Genomic DNA, 16,155 nt, shown 5'->3' on the forward strand with positions numbered 1-16,155 from the left:
GGAGAACATTGCAATGAAAATCTGACGTGGCCACTCCTGCCCTGATCTGGTGGCCAAGAGGGTTAAGAGAGTGTTATCCAAGGTAGACCCTTCGTCTTAGCCGCGGATTTTTCACGCTATGCTGATCTTTTTCAAGGAACGACTGGCGCTGCTGAGCGTGCCAAAAACTGGTACCACGGCCTATCAGGCGGCGCTGAGCGCACGTGCCGATATGGTATTTGCCAACCCGCCACAGCTGAAACACGCCCCTGTATACCGCTACAACCGCTGGATTCGCCCAATGTTGGCTAAGGTTTGCAACGCAGAAATGGAGCTGGTCGCTGTCATGCGCGAACCGGTCAGTTGGCTGGGCAGCTGGTACCGGTTCCGGCAGCGCGACGATCTGCGCGGCCATGCTAACAGTACGCTGGGGGTCAGTTTTGACGATTTTCTGCGGGATGCCTGCAAGGGGAAGCCGCCGCCCCATGCCGATGTCGGCAGCCAGGCCAAATTTCTGGAAGCCCAGCCCAATGGCTGCGCCGTCAGTCATTTATTCCGCTATGAGGACCCAAACGCGCTTCACGGGTTCCTCAAGGAGCGTCTCCAGACCGAAATCGACCTGCCCCGCCTCAATGTCAGCCCGCAGGCTGATCTGGCTCCCAGCAGTGCTGCGCTGGAGGTTGTCAGACGCAAGCGAGCGGATGAGTTCGCACTCTATGCAGGCCTGAGCTGACGCCAGCACACTCGCTACCGGCCGGACTACGGGCACAACCGTACCAGGGTCCGAACGCCGCCTGTTAATGCAGCTGTTCGTGAACAGTTTCTGTCAGCTGGTTGAGTGAGAAGGGTTTGGGCAGGAAGACCGAATTCGGAACCGATGGCTCGGCCTCGCCAAAGGCCCCCTCGGCGTAGCCAGAGACAAAGACCACGCGGGTATCCGGACGCGTCTTCAGCGCCTCACGCACCCAGCTGGGCCCATCCATACCCGGCATCACCACATCAGTGACGAACACATCGACTGTCAGACCCGGATCTTCCAGGGTGCGCAACGCATCTTCGGCAGATTCCGCCTCAAGCACCGTATAGCCCCGCATCCGCAACGCACGGGACGCAAAGGCCCGTACGGGCGCTTCATCCTCCACCAGGAGAACAACCCCTTCGCCATGCTGAGCGGCAACCGGCTTTGCGGTTGCATCAACGGTGATCGCGGCAGCGGCTTCTGGCTCCACCTGCGTGTTCACCGGGAAGAACAGAGTGAACTGGGTGCCCTGATCCTTGATCGAGTCGACAAAGATATAGCCACCCGTCTGTTTGATGATGCCATAGGCTGTCGAAAGACCAAGCCCGGTCCCCTCACCCGTCCGTTTGGTGGTGTAGAAAGGTTCAAACACTTTTTGCAGCTTATCCGGGGATATACCGACGCCTTCATCGGAAACCTTGACGGTGACCCAGTCGCCAGCAGGTACAACCGCGCGGTTGCGTTCCAGCGGTTGATCCAGCACCACGGCCTCGGTCTCGATACGGATCTCACCGCCCTGCGGCATCGCATCGCGCGCATTCACCACCAGATTCATCAACACCTGTTCCAGCTGACGTTTGTCCGCCCGGATCGACCGCATGACCGGATCATGGCTCAGCGTCAGCGTTACCTTCTCACCGACCAGTCGGTTCAACAGATGGGTAAGGTCAGACAGGGTGTCGCGCACATCCAGCACTTCAGGCTGCAAAGTCTGCTTACGCGAGAATGCCAGCAGCTGGCTTACAAGAGCCGCCGCGCGATTGGCGTTTTCATGGATCTGGATCAGGTCGCCAAAATCCTGATCGCCCTGATCATGGCGCAACAGCAGCAGATCGCAATGCCCCGAAATGGCCGTCAGCAGGTTGTTGAAATCATGCGCCACACCACCAGCCAACTGGCCAATCGCCTGCATCTTCTGGCTCTGGACGAATTGCGCCTCCAGCGTTTTCAGCTCAGTCGCATCGTTCAGCACCGCGATGAGGACGGTTTCCCCTTCCTCAATAACCCGCGTAAGGGTCACCTGCACAAAGACTTCCTTGTCACGACGTGTCAGGCGCAAGAATTCGGATTTATGCGAGGCCTGCCCGTCAGCGGTGTCGCGCAGCCAGTCCGACATCGGACGGCCAAGACCATCCATCAACTGGCCGATATTCCGATTGCCGCAGGAGCTGATGCCAAGCAGATGCATCCCCAGCTTATTCGCCGAGAGCAGTGTTCCTTTGGGGTCCACCTTAACAAACGGTACCGGCAGGCTCTCGAGAGAGGCCTGACCGACCGAGGTTTCGTTGTCAGCCAGTTGCAGGAAATATAGTTCGCTGCGTCCCTGACTGCGGTTCTTCTCGCAGACCAGAACCTCAATCAACCCGCTTTTGGTGCTCATGGTGTTGATCTGTCCGGACAGCACCGGCAAGGATGTGAAAAGACGATCGGTGGACTTCACCCGTTCGCCAATCAGACTGCGGGCCGCCTCGTTCATGAACAGAACCGCCCCGGTCCGACCGACCGTCAGCATCGGAATCGGCACCGCATCGGCGCCACGGCTGGTGGTGGGACGATCCGTGATCTCCTCCACCCGCCACAGAAAGCTACCGCCCTGCATCTGATGGACGGCCAGCCGCACATGGCCGCGGCGCGTCACGATATCTTCGCGCGCGGCCCCGTCAACACGGGCACGGCTTTGCAGGCGGAACAGAACTGCCGAGGGATTGGCGAGGATTGATCGCAACGTGCCCGCAAGCGTTTCGGTATCGGCATCCGCAAAGCGTTTCAGCGCCGCCCCGTTGGAGGCGTGGATCATCCCGTCATCATCGCAGACGAAGGTCGCGGTCGCATCTTTGTCGATGAACCCGGTGAGCAGAGCAGCCGCCATTGACCGGGCTCGCAGCCGGGTACGCGCCTGCACCAGCATCATCAGCGCCACGGCAATCAGCGTCAGGCCAACAGCCACAAGCCCGCGCGTGATCCACTCCGGCGTCTGAAACAGCCAGGGCGCGGTGATGACCATGCCCGACAAAAGCAAAACCGCCGCCAGGCGAGCATGTTCCGGCGTGTAGACGCGCAACTGTGGAACGGGTGAAGCATGGCGACCGTTCATTGCGGCTCCCTCGATGAATTTATGTGCTTATATCGAGACGAATTAGGTTAAAACTGCGTTAATACCGCAGGATCCGAATTGCCTTAAAGTCGATCAATCGTCGCCGAAACGGGACAGAACAGCAACATAGAAACCATCTGTTCCACCGTGGACCTGCCAGCCGTGATCCTGTTGCAACTGCCAATTAGGGTTCCTGGCCAGGAATGCCGCGACCTGATCGCAGTTTTCCGCATTCAGCATCGAGCAGGTCGCATAGGCCAGCGTTCCACCGGTTGCCACCAACTGGCTGGCGTCGTTCAGGATCTGCGCCTGTGTCTGGCACAGGTCATCCAGCCGCGCCTGCGTCAGGCGCCATTTGCCTTCGGGCGCGCGCCGCCAGGAGCCGGAGCCGGAACAGGGTGCGTCGCATAGCACCAGATCAAACGGGGCTTTGGCAGCAACATCATCAGGCGCCAGCACTGTGATCGCAGCCCCAGCCCGGTCTGCGCGTGCAGGAAGGTCTTTCATCCTTTGCGGCGCGATATCATGGGCAAAAACTGCAAGATTTCCTCGCGCTGCGATGGCGAGGCTCTTACCGCCGCCACCAGCACAGAAATCAAGCACCCGCTGACCGTCAGCCAAGGGCAGCGCCTCGATCACCGCCTGACTGGCGGCATCCTGCAATTCGACCAATCCGGTCAGATAGGCCGAACTGTTGCGCAGCTTGCGCGCCCCTTCGGTCACTGACAGCGCCGTATCCGCCGCGGGGTGCGCTTCGGCAAGGATCCCCTCCTCCGACAGCGCGATCAAAGCTGCGTCGCGATCGGTTTTTCGCTGGTTGACGCGCAGATGCACTGGCGCGCGCTGCTGCAACGCCCGCGCTGCCGCCTCTGCGGCATCGCCAAGGCTGGCCGCAAACGCAGGCCAGAGCCAGTCCGGAATATCAAGCGCCTCCGTCGGCTGCATCTGAGGCGCAGTGCTGATCGCGGCCTCCTCGGCGGGTTCAAGCGGCGCAGGCGCGTGGCCTACTCCGTTGAATATCTCAGCCACATCAACGCCTTCTGCCCGCAGAGCCCCCAACATCAGCTGCCGACCCGTTGTGTTGGCATCAGAGATCTCCCCCGCGCCACCACCGCCCCCAAGGGCTGCATAGGAACGCAGGCACCGCAGGGCCGCAAAAACATGGTCACGCACCGCTGCGCGATCTTTGGATCCGGCAAAGCGGCTCCGTCGCGCCCAGGCCGTCAGTGCTTTTTCAGCAGGCTCTCCTGTCAGGATGTGATCGAGGATTTCGATAGCGGCCTGGCGGCGGGCAGCCGGGGTCATACCCCGGCCTCTTGGTGATGCGTCACAGTCATTGGGCAGCGCTCCTGTCTTTAGCCGATACGATAGTTCGGCGATTCACGGGTGATCTGCACATCATGCACGTGGCTTTCCTTCAGGCCCGCGCCGGTGATGCGGACAAATTCGCAGTTCTTGCGCATCTCATCCACCGTCGCACAGCCGGTATACCCCATGGCCGCACGCAGACCGCCCACCAACTGGTGGATCACCGCACCGGCCGAGCCTTTGTAGGCGACCTGACCTTCGATCCCCTCGGGCACCAGCTTGTCGCTGGCGGCATCTTTCTGAAAATAGCGGTCTGCGGAGCCGCGCGCCATTGCGCCCAGCGATCCCATGCCGCGATAGGACTTGAAGGAACGACCCTGATAGAGGATCACCTCGCCCGGACTTTCGTCAGTGCCTGCAATCATCGAGCCAACCATGGCGCAGGACGCCCCTGCCGCGATGGCCTTGGCAAAATCGCCAGAGAACTTGATGCCACCATCGGCAATGACCGGGATGTCACCGGCGGCGCTGGCGCAATCCATAATCGCAGTGAGCTGCGGCACACCAACACCCGCAACCATACGGGTCGTGCAGATGGAGCCCGGGCCGATCCCGACCTTCACCGCATCGGCACCCGCATCAATCAGCGCCTTGGTCGCCGCAGCGGTTGCGACATTGCCCGCCACAACCTGCACACCAGACGACAGCGCCTTGATGCGTTTGACTGCCTCGATCACACCTTCGGAATGACCATGGGCTGTATCGACCACGACAATATCAACACCGGCATCAATCAGCGCCTCGGAGCGGGCAAAGCCGCTGTCTCCAACGGAACTGGCTGCCGCAACCCGCAAGCGCCCCAGATCATCCTTGCAGGCGGTGGGGTTCAAAACCGCCTGTTCGGTGTCCTTCAGGGTGAGCAGGCCAGTCAGCTTGCCATCACCATCAGTCACCAGCAGCTTTTCGATGCGGCGCGACTTCATCATCGACTTGGCTTCTTCCAACTCTGCCGGCTCATGCAACAGTGCCAAATTGTCGGAGGTCATCATCACTGAAACCGGCGTGTTGTCATCGGTGGCGAACCGCATGTCGCGATTGGTCACGATGCCGACCACGCGGCCCTCCTTGTCCACCACCGGGAATCCTGTGACGCGGTAGCGCTCCTGCAAAGCCTTGGCATCGGCAAGGGTCTGATCCGCGGTCAGGGTGATCGGGTTGTAGACAATACCGCTCTCGAAGCGTTTGACCCGGCGCACCTGACGGGCCTGTTCTTCCAGATCCAGGTTCTTGTGAATGACGCCCATACCGCCGGCCTGCGCCATTGCGATAGCCATCCGGGATTCCGTCACCGTGTCCATCGCCGAGCTGAGCAAAGGAATGTTCAGAGAGATGCCGCCTGTGACGCGCGTGCGCGTGTCAGCCGTGTTCGGCAGAACGCTGGACGCTGCCGGAACCAGAAGAACATCATCGAATGTGAGAGCCTCACGAATCTGCATTTGTCATCCCCATGCATAACCCCGTTTGGCGATGACCCTATGGCACAGAAGCCGAAGGGGGAAAAGAGGTGGCGCCGGAAAAACGGGAGAATTGCGATGGTTTCTCAAGCAGGCCATGAGCCGTCGGCTGTTCTGTCTGGAAGTATCTGCCGACCGCCCATCCTGACGCTCTCCCCTGTCAGCGTGCAACTGATCTGTATCAAGGCACCCTGCCAGCCAATCCGCCACCAAGAGCGCGCGAACAGATCATCTAGGAGCCTCATCATGATCCGCCCCCTCAGCGATATTGTTGTTCTCGACCTTACCCATGTGCTGGCTGGCCCCTATGCCTCCATGACGCTGCGCGATCTTGGCGCGCGGGTGATCAAGGTAGAACGACCGGGCCATGGCGATGACACCCGCGCCTTCCCGCCCTTCAAAGATGGCGACAGCGCCTATTTCTCCACTATCAACCACGGCAAGGAGAGCATCGCCCTGGATCTGCGCGCCGAGGAAGATCGCGGAATCTTCGAAAAGCTGTTGACACAGGCCGATGTGATCCTCGAAAATTTTCGCCCCGGCGTGATGGAGCGGCTCGGCTATGGCTGGGAAGCGCTCCATGCCCGTTTCCCAAAACTTGTCTATGGCGCGGTCTCCGGCTTTGGCCATACCGGCCCCGACCGGCTGCGTCCGGCCTATGACATGGTGGTACAGGCCCGTGGCGGGGTGATGTCAATCACCGGCGAGCGCGACCGCGAACCAGTGCGCGTCGGCGCCTCCATCGGCGATATCGCAGCGGGTATGTTCCTGTGTCAGGGCGTATTGGCGGCGCTCTATGCGGTGCGAGGTGGCGCGCCCGGTCAAAAGGTGGATATCGCCATGCTCGACAGCCAGCTGGCGCTGCTGGAGCACGCGGTGGCTATCACCTCGGTGACTGGTGAGGCACCGCGCCCGTCGGGGGCGCGTCACCCGTCGATCACCCCGTTTGAGACGTTCCACGCCAGCGACGGGTTGTTTGTGATCGCGGCTGGCAACGACACGCTGTTTGCGACCCTTTGTACAGCGCTGGACCTGCCGCTGGCCACAGATGCGCGCTTTGCCAGCAATCAGGCGCGCTGCGAAAACGCGCGCCTTCTCAAACGCTTGATTGAGGCAGTGACCCTGGACCAGCCCGCATCCTATTGGATCGACCGGCTGCAGCGCGCCGGTGTGCCGACCGGTCCGATCCAATCTGTGGCCGAGGTGATGCGGGATCCCCAGATCCTGGCCCGCAATATGCTGGTGGATGTCTGCGACCAAGAGGGCACCCCGCGGTTCAAAGCAGCGGGCAATCCGGTCAAACTCTCTGCCCTGCCCGACGAGACAACACGCCCGCCTGCGCCGATGCTCGACGAACACCGAGCCCAGATCCTGAATTGGCTGGGTGAAATCGCTTCAGGTCCACCAGTCAACGACACCTGAGGCCGACTGATTTGGATCGCCAAACCACCGCCCGGAGCTGTCTTTTCCTAAAACCACGCAGAAATGACGCCACGAGACTGCAAAATGACGCGCGCCGCCTTTCCTCGCGCCGAAAACGCCATATGCTCCGCCCAAACCGCGCAAGCAAGATAGGTACAGGCATGGCAAACGATCCCGCCCCCGAGATCTCGACCGAGACCGCAACTGATCCCGCATCGCATCCGCTGGTGGTCTTCACCCCTTCCGGCAAACGTGGCCGGTTTCCGGTCGGCACTCCGGTCCTGACCGCGGCGCGTCAGCTGGGGGTCGATCTGGATTCGGTCTGCGGCGGGCGTGGCATCTGTTCGAAATGTCAGATCACGCCCTCTTATGGTGAGTTCTCCAAACATGGTGTGACAGTCGCTGACGACGCCCTGACCGAATGGAACAAGGTCGAACAGCGCTATAAGGACAAACGCGGCCTGATCGACGGGCGGCGACTGGGGTGTCAGGCGCAGGTCCAAGGCGATGTGGTGATCGACGTGCCGCCGGAAAGCCAGGTCCACCGCCAAGTCGTGCGTAAGCGTGCCGAAGCGCGCGACATCACCATGAACCCCTCCACCCGCCTTTATTATGTCGAGGTGGAAGAACCCGACATGCATAAACCCACAGGCGATATGGAGCGGCTGATCGAGGCGCTGGATGCGCAATGGGATCTGAAAGGTGTCAAAACCGACCTGCATATCCTGAGCGTGCTGCAACCGGCCCTGCGCAAGGGCGGCTGGAAGGTTACCGTGGCCGTGCATCTGGGCGATGAAAACCACCCACCCAAGATTATGCACATCTGGCCCGGTTTCTACGAAGGCTCAATCTATGGTCTGGCGGTTGACCTTGGCTCAACCACCATCGCCGCGCACCTGTGCGATCTGAAAACCGGCGACGTCGTGGCCTCCTCCGGCATCATGAACCCGCAGATCCGCTTTGGCGAAGACCTGATGAGCCGGGTTTCCTATTCGATGATGAACAAAGGCGGCGATCAGGAGATGACCCGCGCGGTACGCGAGGGCATGAATGCGCTGTTCACCCAGATCGCAGCAGAGGCAGAAATTGACAAGGCGCTGATCGTGGACGCAGTCTTTGTCTGCAACCCGGTGATGCACCACCTGTTCCTCGGCATCGATCCGTTTGAACTGGGTCAGGCGCCCTTTGCGCTGGCGACCTCCAATGCGCTGGCACTGCGCGCGGTGGAGCTGGACCTCAATATTCACCCGGCCGCCCGTGTCTACCTCCTACCCTGCATTGCCGGCCATGTGGGTGCCGATGCTGCGGCGGTCGCCCTGTCGGAAGCGCCTGACAAATCCGAGGATCTGGTGCTAGTGGTGGACGTCGGCACCAACGCGGAAATCCTGCTCGGGAACAAGGACAAGGTGCTGGCCTGCTCCTCCCCCACCGGGCCGGCGTTTGAGGGCGCGCAGATCTCCAGCGGTCAGCGCGCTGCTCCCGGTGCAATTGAACGAGTCGAGATCAACCCGGAAACCAAGGAACCGCGCTTCCGGGTGATCGGCTCCGACATTTGGTCGGATGAGGACGGTTTTGCTGCGGCAGTCGCCACCACCGGCATCACTGGTATCTGCGGATCCGGCATCATCGAGGCGATTGCCGAAATGCGCATGGCCGGGTTGCTGGATGCCTCTGGCCTGATCGGTTCGGCAGAACAAACTGGCACGACACGCTGCATTCAGGACGGACGCACCAATGCCTATCTGCTGTGGGACGGCTCTGTCGAGGGTGGCCCGACCATCACCGTGACCAACCCCGACATCCGCGCGATCCAGATGGCCAAAGCGGCGCTTTATTCCGGCGCGCGCCTCCTGATGGACAAATTCGGCATTGATACCGTCGATCGGGTGGTGCTGGCGGGCGCCTTTGGCGCGCATATCTCCGCAAAACACGCGATGGTCCTCGGTATGATCCCTGATTGTCCGCTGGACAAGGTGACCAGTGCGGGCAATGCCGCAGGCACCGGCGCCCGCATTGCGCTGCTCAACACGGAGGCCCGCAGCGAGATTGAGGCCACTGTGCAGCAGATCGAAAAGATCGAAACCGCAGTGGAGCCACGGTTTCAGGAGCATTTCGTCAATGCCTCTGCGATCCCGAACTCCGCAGAACCGTTCCCGATCCTGAACAGCATCGTCACCCTGCCAGAGGCGAACTTCAACACAGGAGGTAGCGACGGCAATGACGATGGCGGACGCCGTCGGCGGCGGCGGCGCGGGTAAGTCGATTTTGCCGGTAGCGGGGGGTGTTGGGCGCTTGACCCTCCCCCGCGAAACCGGTAATCAACCCTTATTGGCGCGGGTATGGTGAAAAGGTATCACGGCAGCTTCCCAAGCTTTAGTTACGAGTTCGATTCTCGTTACCCGCTCCAAAATATCCGACATTAGATTGTTACACCAACCCACTGAATTTGTGGTGCCATCTTCCGTTTTCCGTCACCTTTCGAATGCTTCCTGTGAGACATCTTGTTGCGGAGTGCCGACTTGCACCTTGGCACCAATCTCTCTACCGACTGCTGCATGGACCTGATCTTTCACACCCCGCTCAGCCCTGACGCTCAACGCTATCACGGGCTCCAGAACCCGCAGCCGCTGGCGATGGCGGATAGGGTGCGGTTTTCCGAGCTGGATATCCTCCATCATGTCAACAACAAGGCCTACCTGAGCTGGTTTGAAACCCTGCGCGTGGCCTACTACGACCGGTTTTTCGCACCGCATTTCAAGGGGATGCCAGCGCCTCGCAATGTGCTGCGCAACGCCAATGTACATTATGTGAAGGAAATGTTGCTGGAGGAAGATTATATCACCACGGCCCGCGTTGTGTCCTTCCGGCGCACCTCATATGTGATGGAACAGCAGATCTGGTCTGGCGATTTGCGTGCGACGATGACCGGTATCATGGTTCTGCGCACGCCAGATGGGCAGTCCGGCTACCCGTTGCCAGACAGCCTGCGCGCCGCCCTGAGAGAGCGGGACGGCGCAATTGCAGAGGGTTAGGCGAGGGATTTCAGCCCTCGACGCATTACCTTAACTAAGGCGCCCAATGCACGGTCATTTCTGACAAAACTGCCTGAATCGGTGCCTCCTCCGGGGGCAGAGACTTGGCCGTTTCAAGCGCCTCACGCTTGGCCTCCCCGTAGATCACCAGATGTTTGGCAATCGCAGCGTCCAATACGCGCGCCGACAGGCTGACGCGCGGTTCCGGCTGACTGTCAGGTCGCATCACCGCCAACACTGGCGCGTCTGCCGCCAGTGCCTCACTCAGCCCGCGCACGCCGGGAAACAGGGATGCGGTGTGCATGTCTTCCCCCATGCCTAACAGGACAACAGAAAGCGGCAGATCCGGCTCAATCAGGCTTTCGACCTCGACCAGCACATCCTCTGGCGCCCGCGCAGGCACATGAAACGGCACGAATGTCGCTGATGCCGCCCGGTTGACCAGCAGACGCTCGCGGATCATCCGCGCATTGGAACGCTCGCTGTCGGCGGGCACCCAGCGTTCATCTGTCGCCATCAGCCGTACCCGCGCCCAGTCGATATCAGCAGCGCAGAGATCGTCAAAAATCGGCGCTGGGGTGGTGCCACCTGCGACGGCAAAGGATGCGCTGTCATGGTGCAAAAGATGGGTCTTCAGATCGCCGGCCAGTTGATTGGCTACATTAATCGCCAGCATATCGCGATCTGCATATTCGATAATATTCATGGGTTGATCCCCCGCCATTCCCGTTCGTCGCGCCGCATCAGGAGATCCGCATCTCCCGGTCCGGTGCTACCGCTATCATAGGGTTTTGGCACATCTCCGCGCGATGTCCAGCCCGCAATAATCGGATCCGTCCAGGCCCAGGCCGCCTCCACCTCGTCACCGCGCATGAACAGCGTCTGATTACCCCGGATCACATCGGTGATCAGCCGCTCATAAGCATCGGGTGCGCCGTCGATATCCGCCCCCAGCGCCTGCGCAAAGCTCATATCCAGCGGCACGTCGATCAACCGCATACCGCCGGGTCCGGGCTCCTTGATCGTCACCTTGAGCGTGATGCCCTCGTCTGGCTGCAATCGGATGGTCAGCAGATTGGCATGACGCCCGGCATCTGCACCGAAAATCGAATGCGGCGCGTCCTTGAAGAAGACGTTGATCACGGAGGAGCGCGCCACCAGCCGTTTACCCGTGCGCAGGTAGAACGGTGTGCCCGCCCAACGCCAATTGCTGATATGCGCCTTCAGCGCCACATAGCTTTCGGTGGAGGAGCGCGGATCACCCACGGTTTCGCGGTAGGACTGGTCCTCGTCGCCCCCTTCCCCGTCCTCTGCCAGCGCATATTGACCGCGCACAATATGGTGGGGTTCCACCGGCTCCAGCGCCCGGATCACCTTCAGCTTTTCGTCCCGTACGGCATCGGGATCGAACTTCGCCGGGGGTTCCATTGCGATCAGGCACAGCAGTTGCATCAGGTGGTTCTGCACCATGTCACGCATCGCGCCTGACTTGTCATAATACGACGCACGCCCCTCTACACCAACCGTTTCCGACACTGTTACTTGGATATGATCCACATATTGACTGTTCCATAGCGGTTCAAACAGCATGTTCCCAAAGCGGATGGCCATCAGGTTCTGCACGGTCTCTTTGCCTAGATAATGGTCAATTCTGTAGATCTGGCTTTCATCAAAATGGCTGGCCAGTGTGCGGTTTAGCGCCTTCGCTGACGCCAGATCATGACCAAAGGGTTTTTCGACAACGATCCGGGTCTGATCGTCCGCCAGATCATGCGCCCAGATCTGCTCTGCCAACGGCGCAAACAGCGCAGGCCCGACCGAGAAGTAAAACACGCGGACGCGATCCGCTGTTGGACGACCAAGGGTCTGGGCCAGCGTCTGCCAGCCTTCGGCCTCAGTCGCATCAATTGCCAGATAGTTAATCCGCGCCAGAAAACTGTCGACCTGCCCCCCGGCAGCGTCTTTGCCCGCCGAGATGTCGCCCGCTTGCAACGCTGCGCGCACCAGTGACTGATAGTCCCTGCGGCTCAACTCGGCACGCGCAGCACCAATGATACGTGCGGTATCGGGTAACTGGCCCGCACAGTGGCGACGATACAGCGCGGGCAGAATCTTACGCTGCGCCAGATCGCCGGTGCCGCCAAATATCACCAAGTCAAACGCCTGAACCGGAATAACGCGGGAAACCATGATGTGCCTTCTTTCAGTCTGGATCAAACACGTCCCGGGCAATGCACACCGGACAGAACACGGTCAAAAACGTCAGGCGACCATAGCGATAGGCCCGACTGATGCGGGTCAATCAGATGGCAGTATATGCAGTTGTAGATAGAAGAAAACAGCCAGTGTCACCCTCAGCTATATTCGGTAGAGGTCAACTGGTCAGATCAGGCATAGATACAGCAAGCGGACTGTTGATCCGCTTGCGAGTTCTACAAGATCAATGCATGCGCAGGATGCCCGTTACGTTGCGCCATTCCCCCGGACTGATCATCTTGCGATGGGTAAAGCGGACGGAATGCAGCGGGCCTTCAATCTCGCGCTGCCAATACTCGATAAACTCAAACAATCGCGGATGATCCGGCGCCAGATCATACTCCTGCCAGACGAAAGTGTTCAGAACATGGGTGTAGTCCGGCATATGATAGGTCATCTCTGCCGTGGTCAGACCATAGCCCTTCAGCATCAATTCAGTTTCGCGTGTCTCCATTTCAGGTCTCCCTTACGGATCCCCCCACAGACAGCTTAGCATAGGAAAGGTTAATTCCGAACAAATACAGCCCGTTGGAAGAAAAGCTCCGGCATGGGCGCGCTCCGCAGTCCTGCTTGCTTGCGCCTTATATGCCCTGTCTGTTATGGTGCAGACACAATATATAGACCCAATAATAACAACGGGCAGCCAACGTGAACGATACGCCGGAAACTCCTGAAAACATGGACGAAAACAAACCCGAACGGCCAAAGTATGACGGCCCGACGGTGTCCATCGAATCCGAGATGCGCACTTCGTATCTCGACTATGCGATGTCGGTTATTGTCAGCCGCGCCATTCCTGACCTGCGTGACGGTCTGAAACCGGTTCACCGCCGGATTCTCTACGCCATGCATGAGGTCGGCAATTCGCATGACAAGCCCTATCGCAAATCGGCGCGTCCGGTTGGTGATGTCATGGGTAAGTACCACCCCCATGGTGACTCTGCGATCTATGACGCCTTGGTGCGGATGGCGCAGGATTTTTCCATGTCGCTACCGCTCTTGGATGGTCAGGGCAACTTTGGCTCCATGGATGGCGATAACCCAGCCGCCATGCGCTATACCGAAGTGCGGATGGACAAACCTGCCGCCTCGATCCTGGCCGACATTGAAAAAGATACGGTCGATTTTCAGGACAACTACGATGGCAAGGACCGTGAACCCACGGTGCTGCCGGCGCGGTTCCCCAACATGCTGGTCAATGGCGCTGGCGGTATTGCCGTTGGCATGGCGACAAATATCCCGCCCCACAATCTGGGCGAAGTGATTGATGCCACGCTCGCGTTGATCGAAGACCCGGATCTGACCAGCGAACAGTTGATCGACTATGTACCCGGCCCGGACTTCCCAACCGGCGGCGTGATGTTGGGCCGTTCCGGCGCGCGCAAGGCCTATCTGGAAGGACGCGGCAGCGTCGTCATTCGCGCCAAGACCCGCGTTGAGGAGATCCGCAAGGACCGCTATGCAATCGTGGTCGAAGAAATTCCCTATCAGGTCAACAAGGCCGCGATGATCGAAAAGATCGCCGAACAGGTGCGCGAGAAAAAGATCGAGGGTGTCAGCCACGTACAGGATGAATCCGATCGCAACGGCGTACGGGTTGTTGTCGAGCTGAAGCGCGATGCCACGGCTGAGGTGGTTCTGAACCAGCTCTATCGTTTCTCGCCCATGCAGACGCACTTTGGCTGCAACATGCTGGCCTTGAACGGTGGTCGTCCCGAGCAGCTGACCCTGCGCCGATTCCTGACCTCCTTCCTTGATTTCCGCGAAGACGTGATTGCGCGGCGCACCGCCTATGACCTGCGCAAGGCGCGGGAACGCAGCCATATTCTGTGCGGTTTGGCCGTCGCGGTTTCAAATGTGGACGAGGTGGTCGCAACCATCCGTGCCTCTGCTGATGCAGCCGAAGCCCGACATAAGCTGATGACCCGCCGCTGGCCCGCGGTCGACATCGCACCTTATATCCGTCTGATTGACGATCCGACCCACACCATGAATGACGATGGCACCTATAACCTCTCTGAGGTGCAGGCCCGCGCTATTCTCGAACTGCGGTTGCAGCGTCTGACACAGATTGGTGTCAAAGAAGTCACCGATGAGCTGGAAGAACTGGCAGGCAAGATCAAGGAATACCTTGAGATCCTGTCCTCGCGTGAGCGGATTCTGGGCATCATCTCGGACGAGCTGCGCGAAGTGCGCGATAATTTCGCCGTTCCCCGCCGCACCGAGATCGTAGACTGGTCCGGCGACATGGAAGACGAGGATCTGATCGAGCGCGAAGACATGGTCGTGACGATCACGAGCGGCGGCTATATCAAGCGGACCCCACTGGTCGACTTCCGGGCGCAGAAGCGCGGCGGCAAGGGGCTGTCTGGCATGCAGACCAAGGAAGAGGATGTTGTCACCAATCTCTTTGTGGCCAACACCCACACCCAGCTGCTGTTCTTCACCACTGACGGCATGGTCTACAAACTGAAGACCTGGCGTCTGCCACAGGGTGGCCGCACGTCCAAAGGCAAGGCGATTGTCAATATCCTGCCAATTCCGCCTGGCGTCTCCATCGCCGCGATCATGCCGGTCGATGTGCCGGATGACGAATGGGAAAACCTGCAGGTGGTCTTTGCCACCTCGGGCGGGGATGTACGTCGCAACCGTCTGTCGGATTTCACCAATGTCCGCCGCAACGGCAAGATCGCGATGAAACTGCCCGAGGATGGCTCGGTCAAACTGGTGAACGCCCGCATCTGTTCCGAGGACGATGATGTGATGCTGGTGACCAATTCCGGGCGGGCGATCCGGTTCCGCTCCACCGACGTCCGCGTCTTCAACTCCCGTGAATCGACCGGGGTGCGCGGGATCCGGCTGGTGAGCGAAGGGGATGAGGTCGTCTCGATGTCGGTGATCCGCCACTTCAGCGCAGAGCCCTGGGAGCGCAATGCCTTCATCAAGCGGTTCCGCTCCGAGCTTGGCGGCGAGGTTGCCGAAGACGAAAATGGCGAGGAGTCCGAAGGTTCACTGTCCGAGGAGCGGTATCAGGAAATGCTGGCGGCCAATGATCTCCTGGTGACCATCAATCGCTCTGGAGTGGGCAATCTGACATCGGCCCATGACTACCGTGTCAGCGGGCGTGGCGGTCAGGGTGTTGGTGCCATGAAAGGCGGCGCCATCGTCGCGACCTTCCCGGTCGAGCTTGAAGATCAGATCATGCTGGCCACCTCCAAAGGTCAGTCGATCCGCTGTCCGGTCAACGGGATTTCTTTCCGCTCCCGCAGCGCCGGTGGCGTACGGGTGTTCAACACGGCCAAGGGCGAAGAGGTCGTCTCGGTTGCCTGGATCGCGGAACGCGACGACGAAGATGCAGAAGTCCCTACCTCTGAGGGTACCAGCGAACCTGCCGAGACAACCTGATCTCCTCGCTGCATAGCCCGATGACCATCAATAAAACGCCGCCCCTCGGGGTGGCGTTTTTCGTTAATCGAAACCTAAGCAGTTTCTGCCAGCCTGAGAGCGATACACGCGTCGCCAAGGGAGGCC

Annotated in this window: 11 protein-coding genes and 1 tRNA gene; 6 read left to right on the top strand and 6 right to left on the bottom strand. The window is 59.9% G+C overall.

Annotated features, from left to right (window positions below):
* The first annotated feature begins 118 nt into the window (after positions 1 to 118).
* On the top strand, positions 119 to 712 hold the full coding sequence (locus tag INHI_RS0108180; RefSeq protein WP_027247334.1) for a hypothetical protein: 594 nt from the start codon (positions 119 to 121) through the stop codon (positions 710 to 712).
* A 64-nt stretch (positions 713 to 776) separates the two neighbouring features.
* Here INHI_RS0108180 and INHI_RS0108185 read toward each other — a convergent pair whose 3' ends face one another.
* The 3 genes from INHI_RS0108185 to guaB form a co-directional block, all read right to left on the bottom strand.
* On the bottom strand, positions 777 to 3,092 hold the full coding sequence (locus INHI_RS0108185) for an ATP-binding response regulator (RefSeq protein WP_027247335.1): 2,316 nt from the start codon (positions 3,090 to 3,092) through the stop codon (positions 777 to 779).
* 93 nt (positions 3,093 to 3,185) lie between these two features.
* Complete coding sequence (locus tag INHI_RS0108190) at positions 3,186 to 4,397, bottom strand: RsmB/NOP family class I SAM-dependent RNA methyltransferase (RefSeq protein ID WP_027247336.1); 1,212 nt, start codon at positions 4,395 to 4,397, stop codon at positions 3,186 to 3,188.
* Between the two features lie 50 nt (positions 4,398 to 4,447).
* Positions 4,448 to 5,896 (bottom strand): IMP dehydrogenase, encoded by a 1,449-nt coding sequence (guaB, locus tag INHI_RS0108195; RefSeq protein ID WP_014879972.1) that lies wholly within the window; start codon positions 5,894 to 5,896, stop codon positions 4,448 to 4,450.
* A gap of 264 nt (positions 5,897 to 6,160) precedes the next feature.
* Here guaB and INHI_RS0108205 point away from each other — a divergent pair, with 264 nt between their 5' ends.
* The 4 genes from INHI_RS0108205 (at position 6,161) to INHI_RS0108220 (ending at position 10,368) form a co-directional block, all read left to right on the top strand.
* On the top strand, positions 6,161 to 7,336 hold the full coding sequence (locus INHI_RS0108205; RefSeq protein WP_027247337.1) for a CaiB/BaiF CoA transferase family protein: 1,176 nt from the start codon (positions 6,161 to 6,163) through the stop codon (positions 7,334 to 7,336).
* 161 nt (positions 7,337 to 7,497) lie between these two features.
* Positions 7,498 to 9,594, top strand: a complete 2,097-nt coding sequence (locus tag INHI_RS0108210) for an ASKHA domain-containing protein (protein ID WP_027247338.1) — start codon at positions 7,498 to 7,500, stop codon at positions 9,592 to 9,594.
* Between the two features lie 75 nt (positions 9,595 to 9,669).
* Positions 9,670 to 9,743 (top strand) — tRNA-Gly (locus INHI_RS0108215).
* Between the two features lie 148 nt (positions 9,744 to 9,891).
* Entirely contained in the window at positions 9,892 to 10,368 is a 477-nt protein-coding gene (locus INHI_RS0108220) for an acyl-CoA thioesterase (protein WP_027247339.1), read from the top strand.
* Between the two features lie 34 nt (positions 10,369 to 10,402).
* Here the strand turns inward: INHI_RS0108220 and pgl are convergent, their stop codons facing one another.
* From pgl to INHI_RS0108235, 3 genes are all read right to left on the bottom strand, one after another.
* Positions 10,403 to 11,074 (bottom strand): 6-phosphogluconolactonase, encoded by a 672-nt coding sequence (pgl, locus tag INHI_RS0108225; protein WP_027247340.1) that lies wholly within the window; start codon positions 11,072 to 11,074, stop codon positions 10,403 to 10,405.
* Positions 11,071 to 12,558, bottom strand: a complete 1,488-nt coding sequence (gene zwf, locus INHI_RS0108230; RefSeq protein WP_027247341.1) for a glucose-6-phosphate dehydrogenase — start codon at positions 12,556 to 12,558, stop codon at positions 11,071 to 11,073. The genes pgl and zwf overlap by 4 nt, the downstream gene beginning before the upstream one ends.
* A gap of 250 nt (positions 12,559 to 12,808) precedes the next feature.
* Positions 12,809 to 13,078 carry an usg protein gene (locus tag INHI_RS0108235; protein WP_027247342.1) on the bottom strand — a complete coding sequence of 90 codons (270 nt, stop codon included), beginning with the start codon at positions 13,076 to 13,078 and terminating at the stop codon, positions 12,809 to 12,811.
* A gap of 194 nt (positions 13,079 to 13,272) precedes the next feature.
* Here INHI_RS0108235 and gyrA point away from each other — a divergent pair, with 194 nt between their 5' ends.
* A complete protein-coding gene (gene gyrA, locus INHI_RS0108240; protein WP_027247343.1) occupies positions 13,273 to 16,029 on the top strand; it encodes a DNA gyrase subunit A in 2,757 nt (918 codons plus the stop codon).
* Positions 16,030 to 16,155 lie beyond the last annotated feature (126 nt).

Origin of the sequence: Phaeobacter inhibens DSM 16374, from assembly GCF_000473105.1 — a bacterium.
Lineage (GTDB): Bacteria > Pseudomonadota > Alphaproteobacteria > Rhodobacterales > Rhodobacteraceae > Phaeobacter > Phaeobacter inhibens.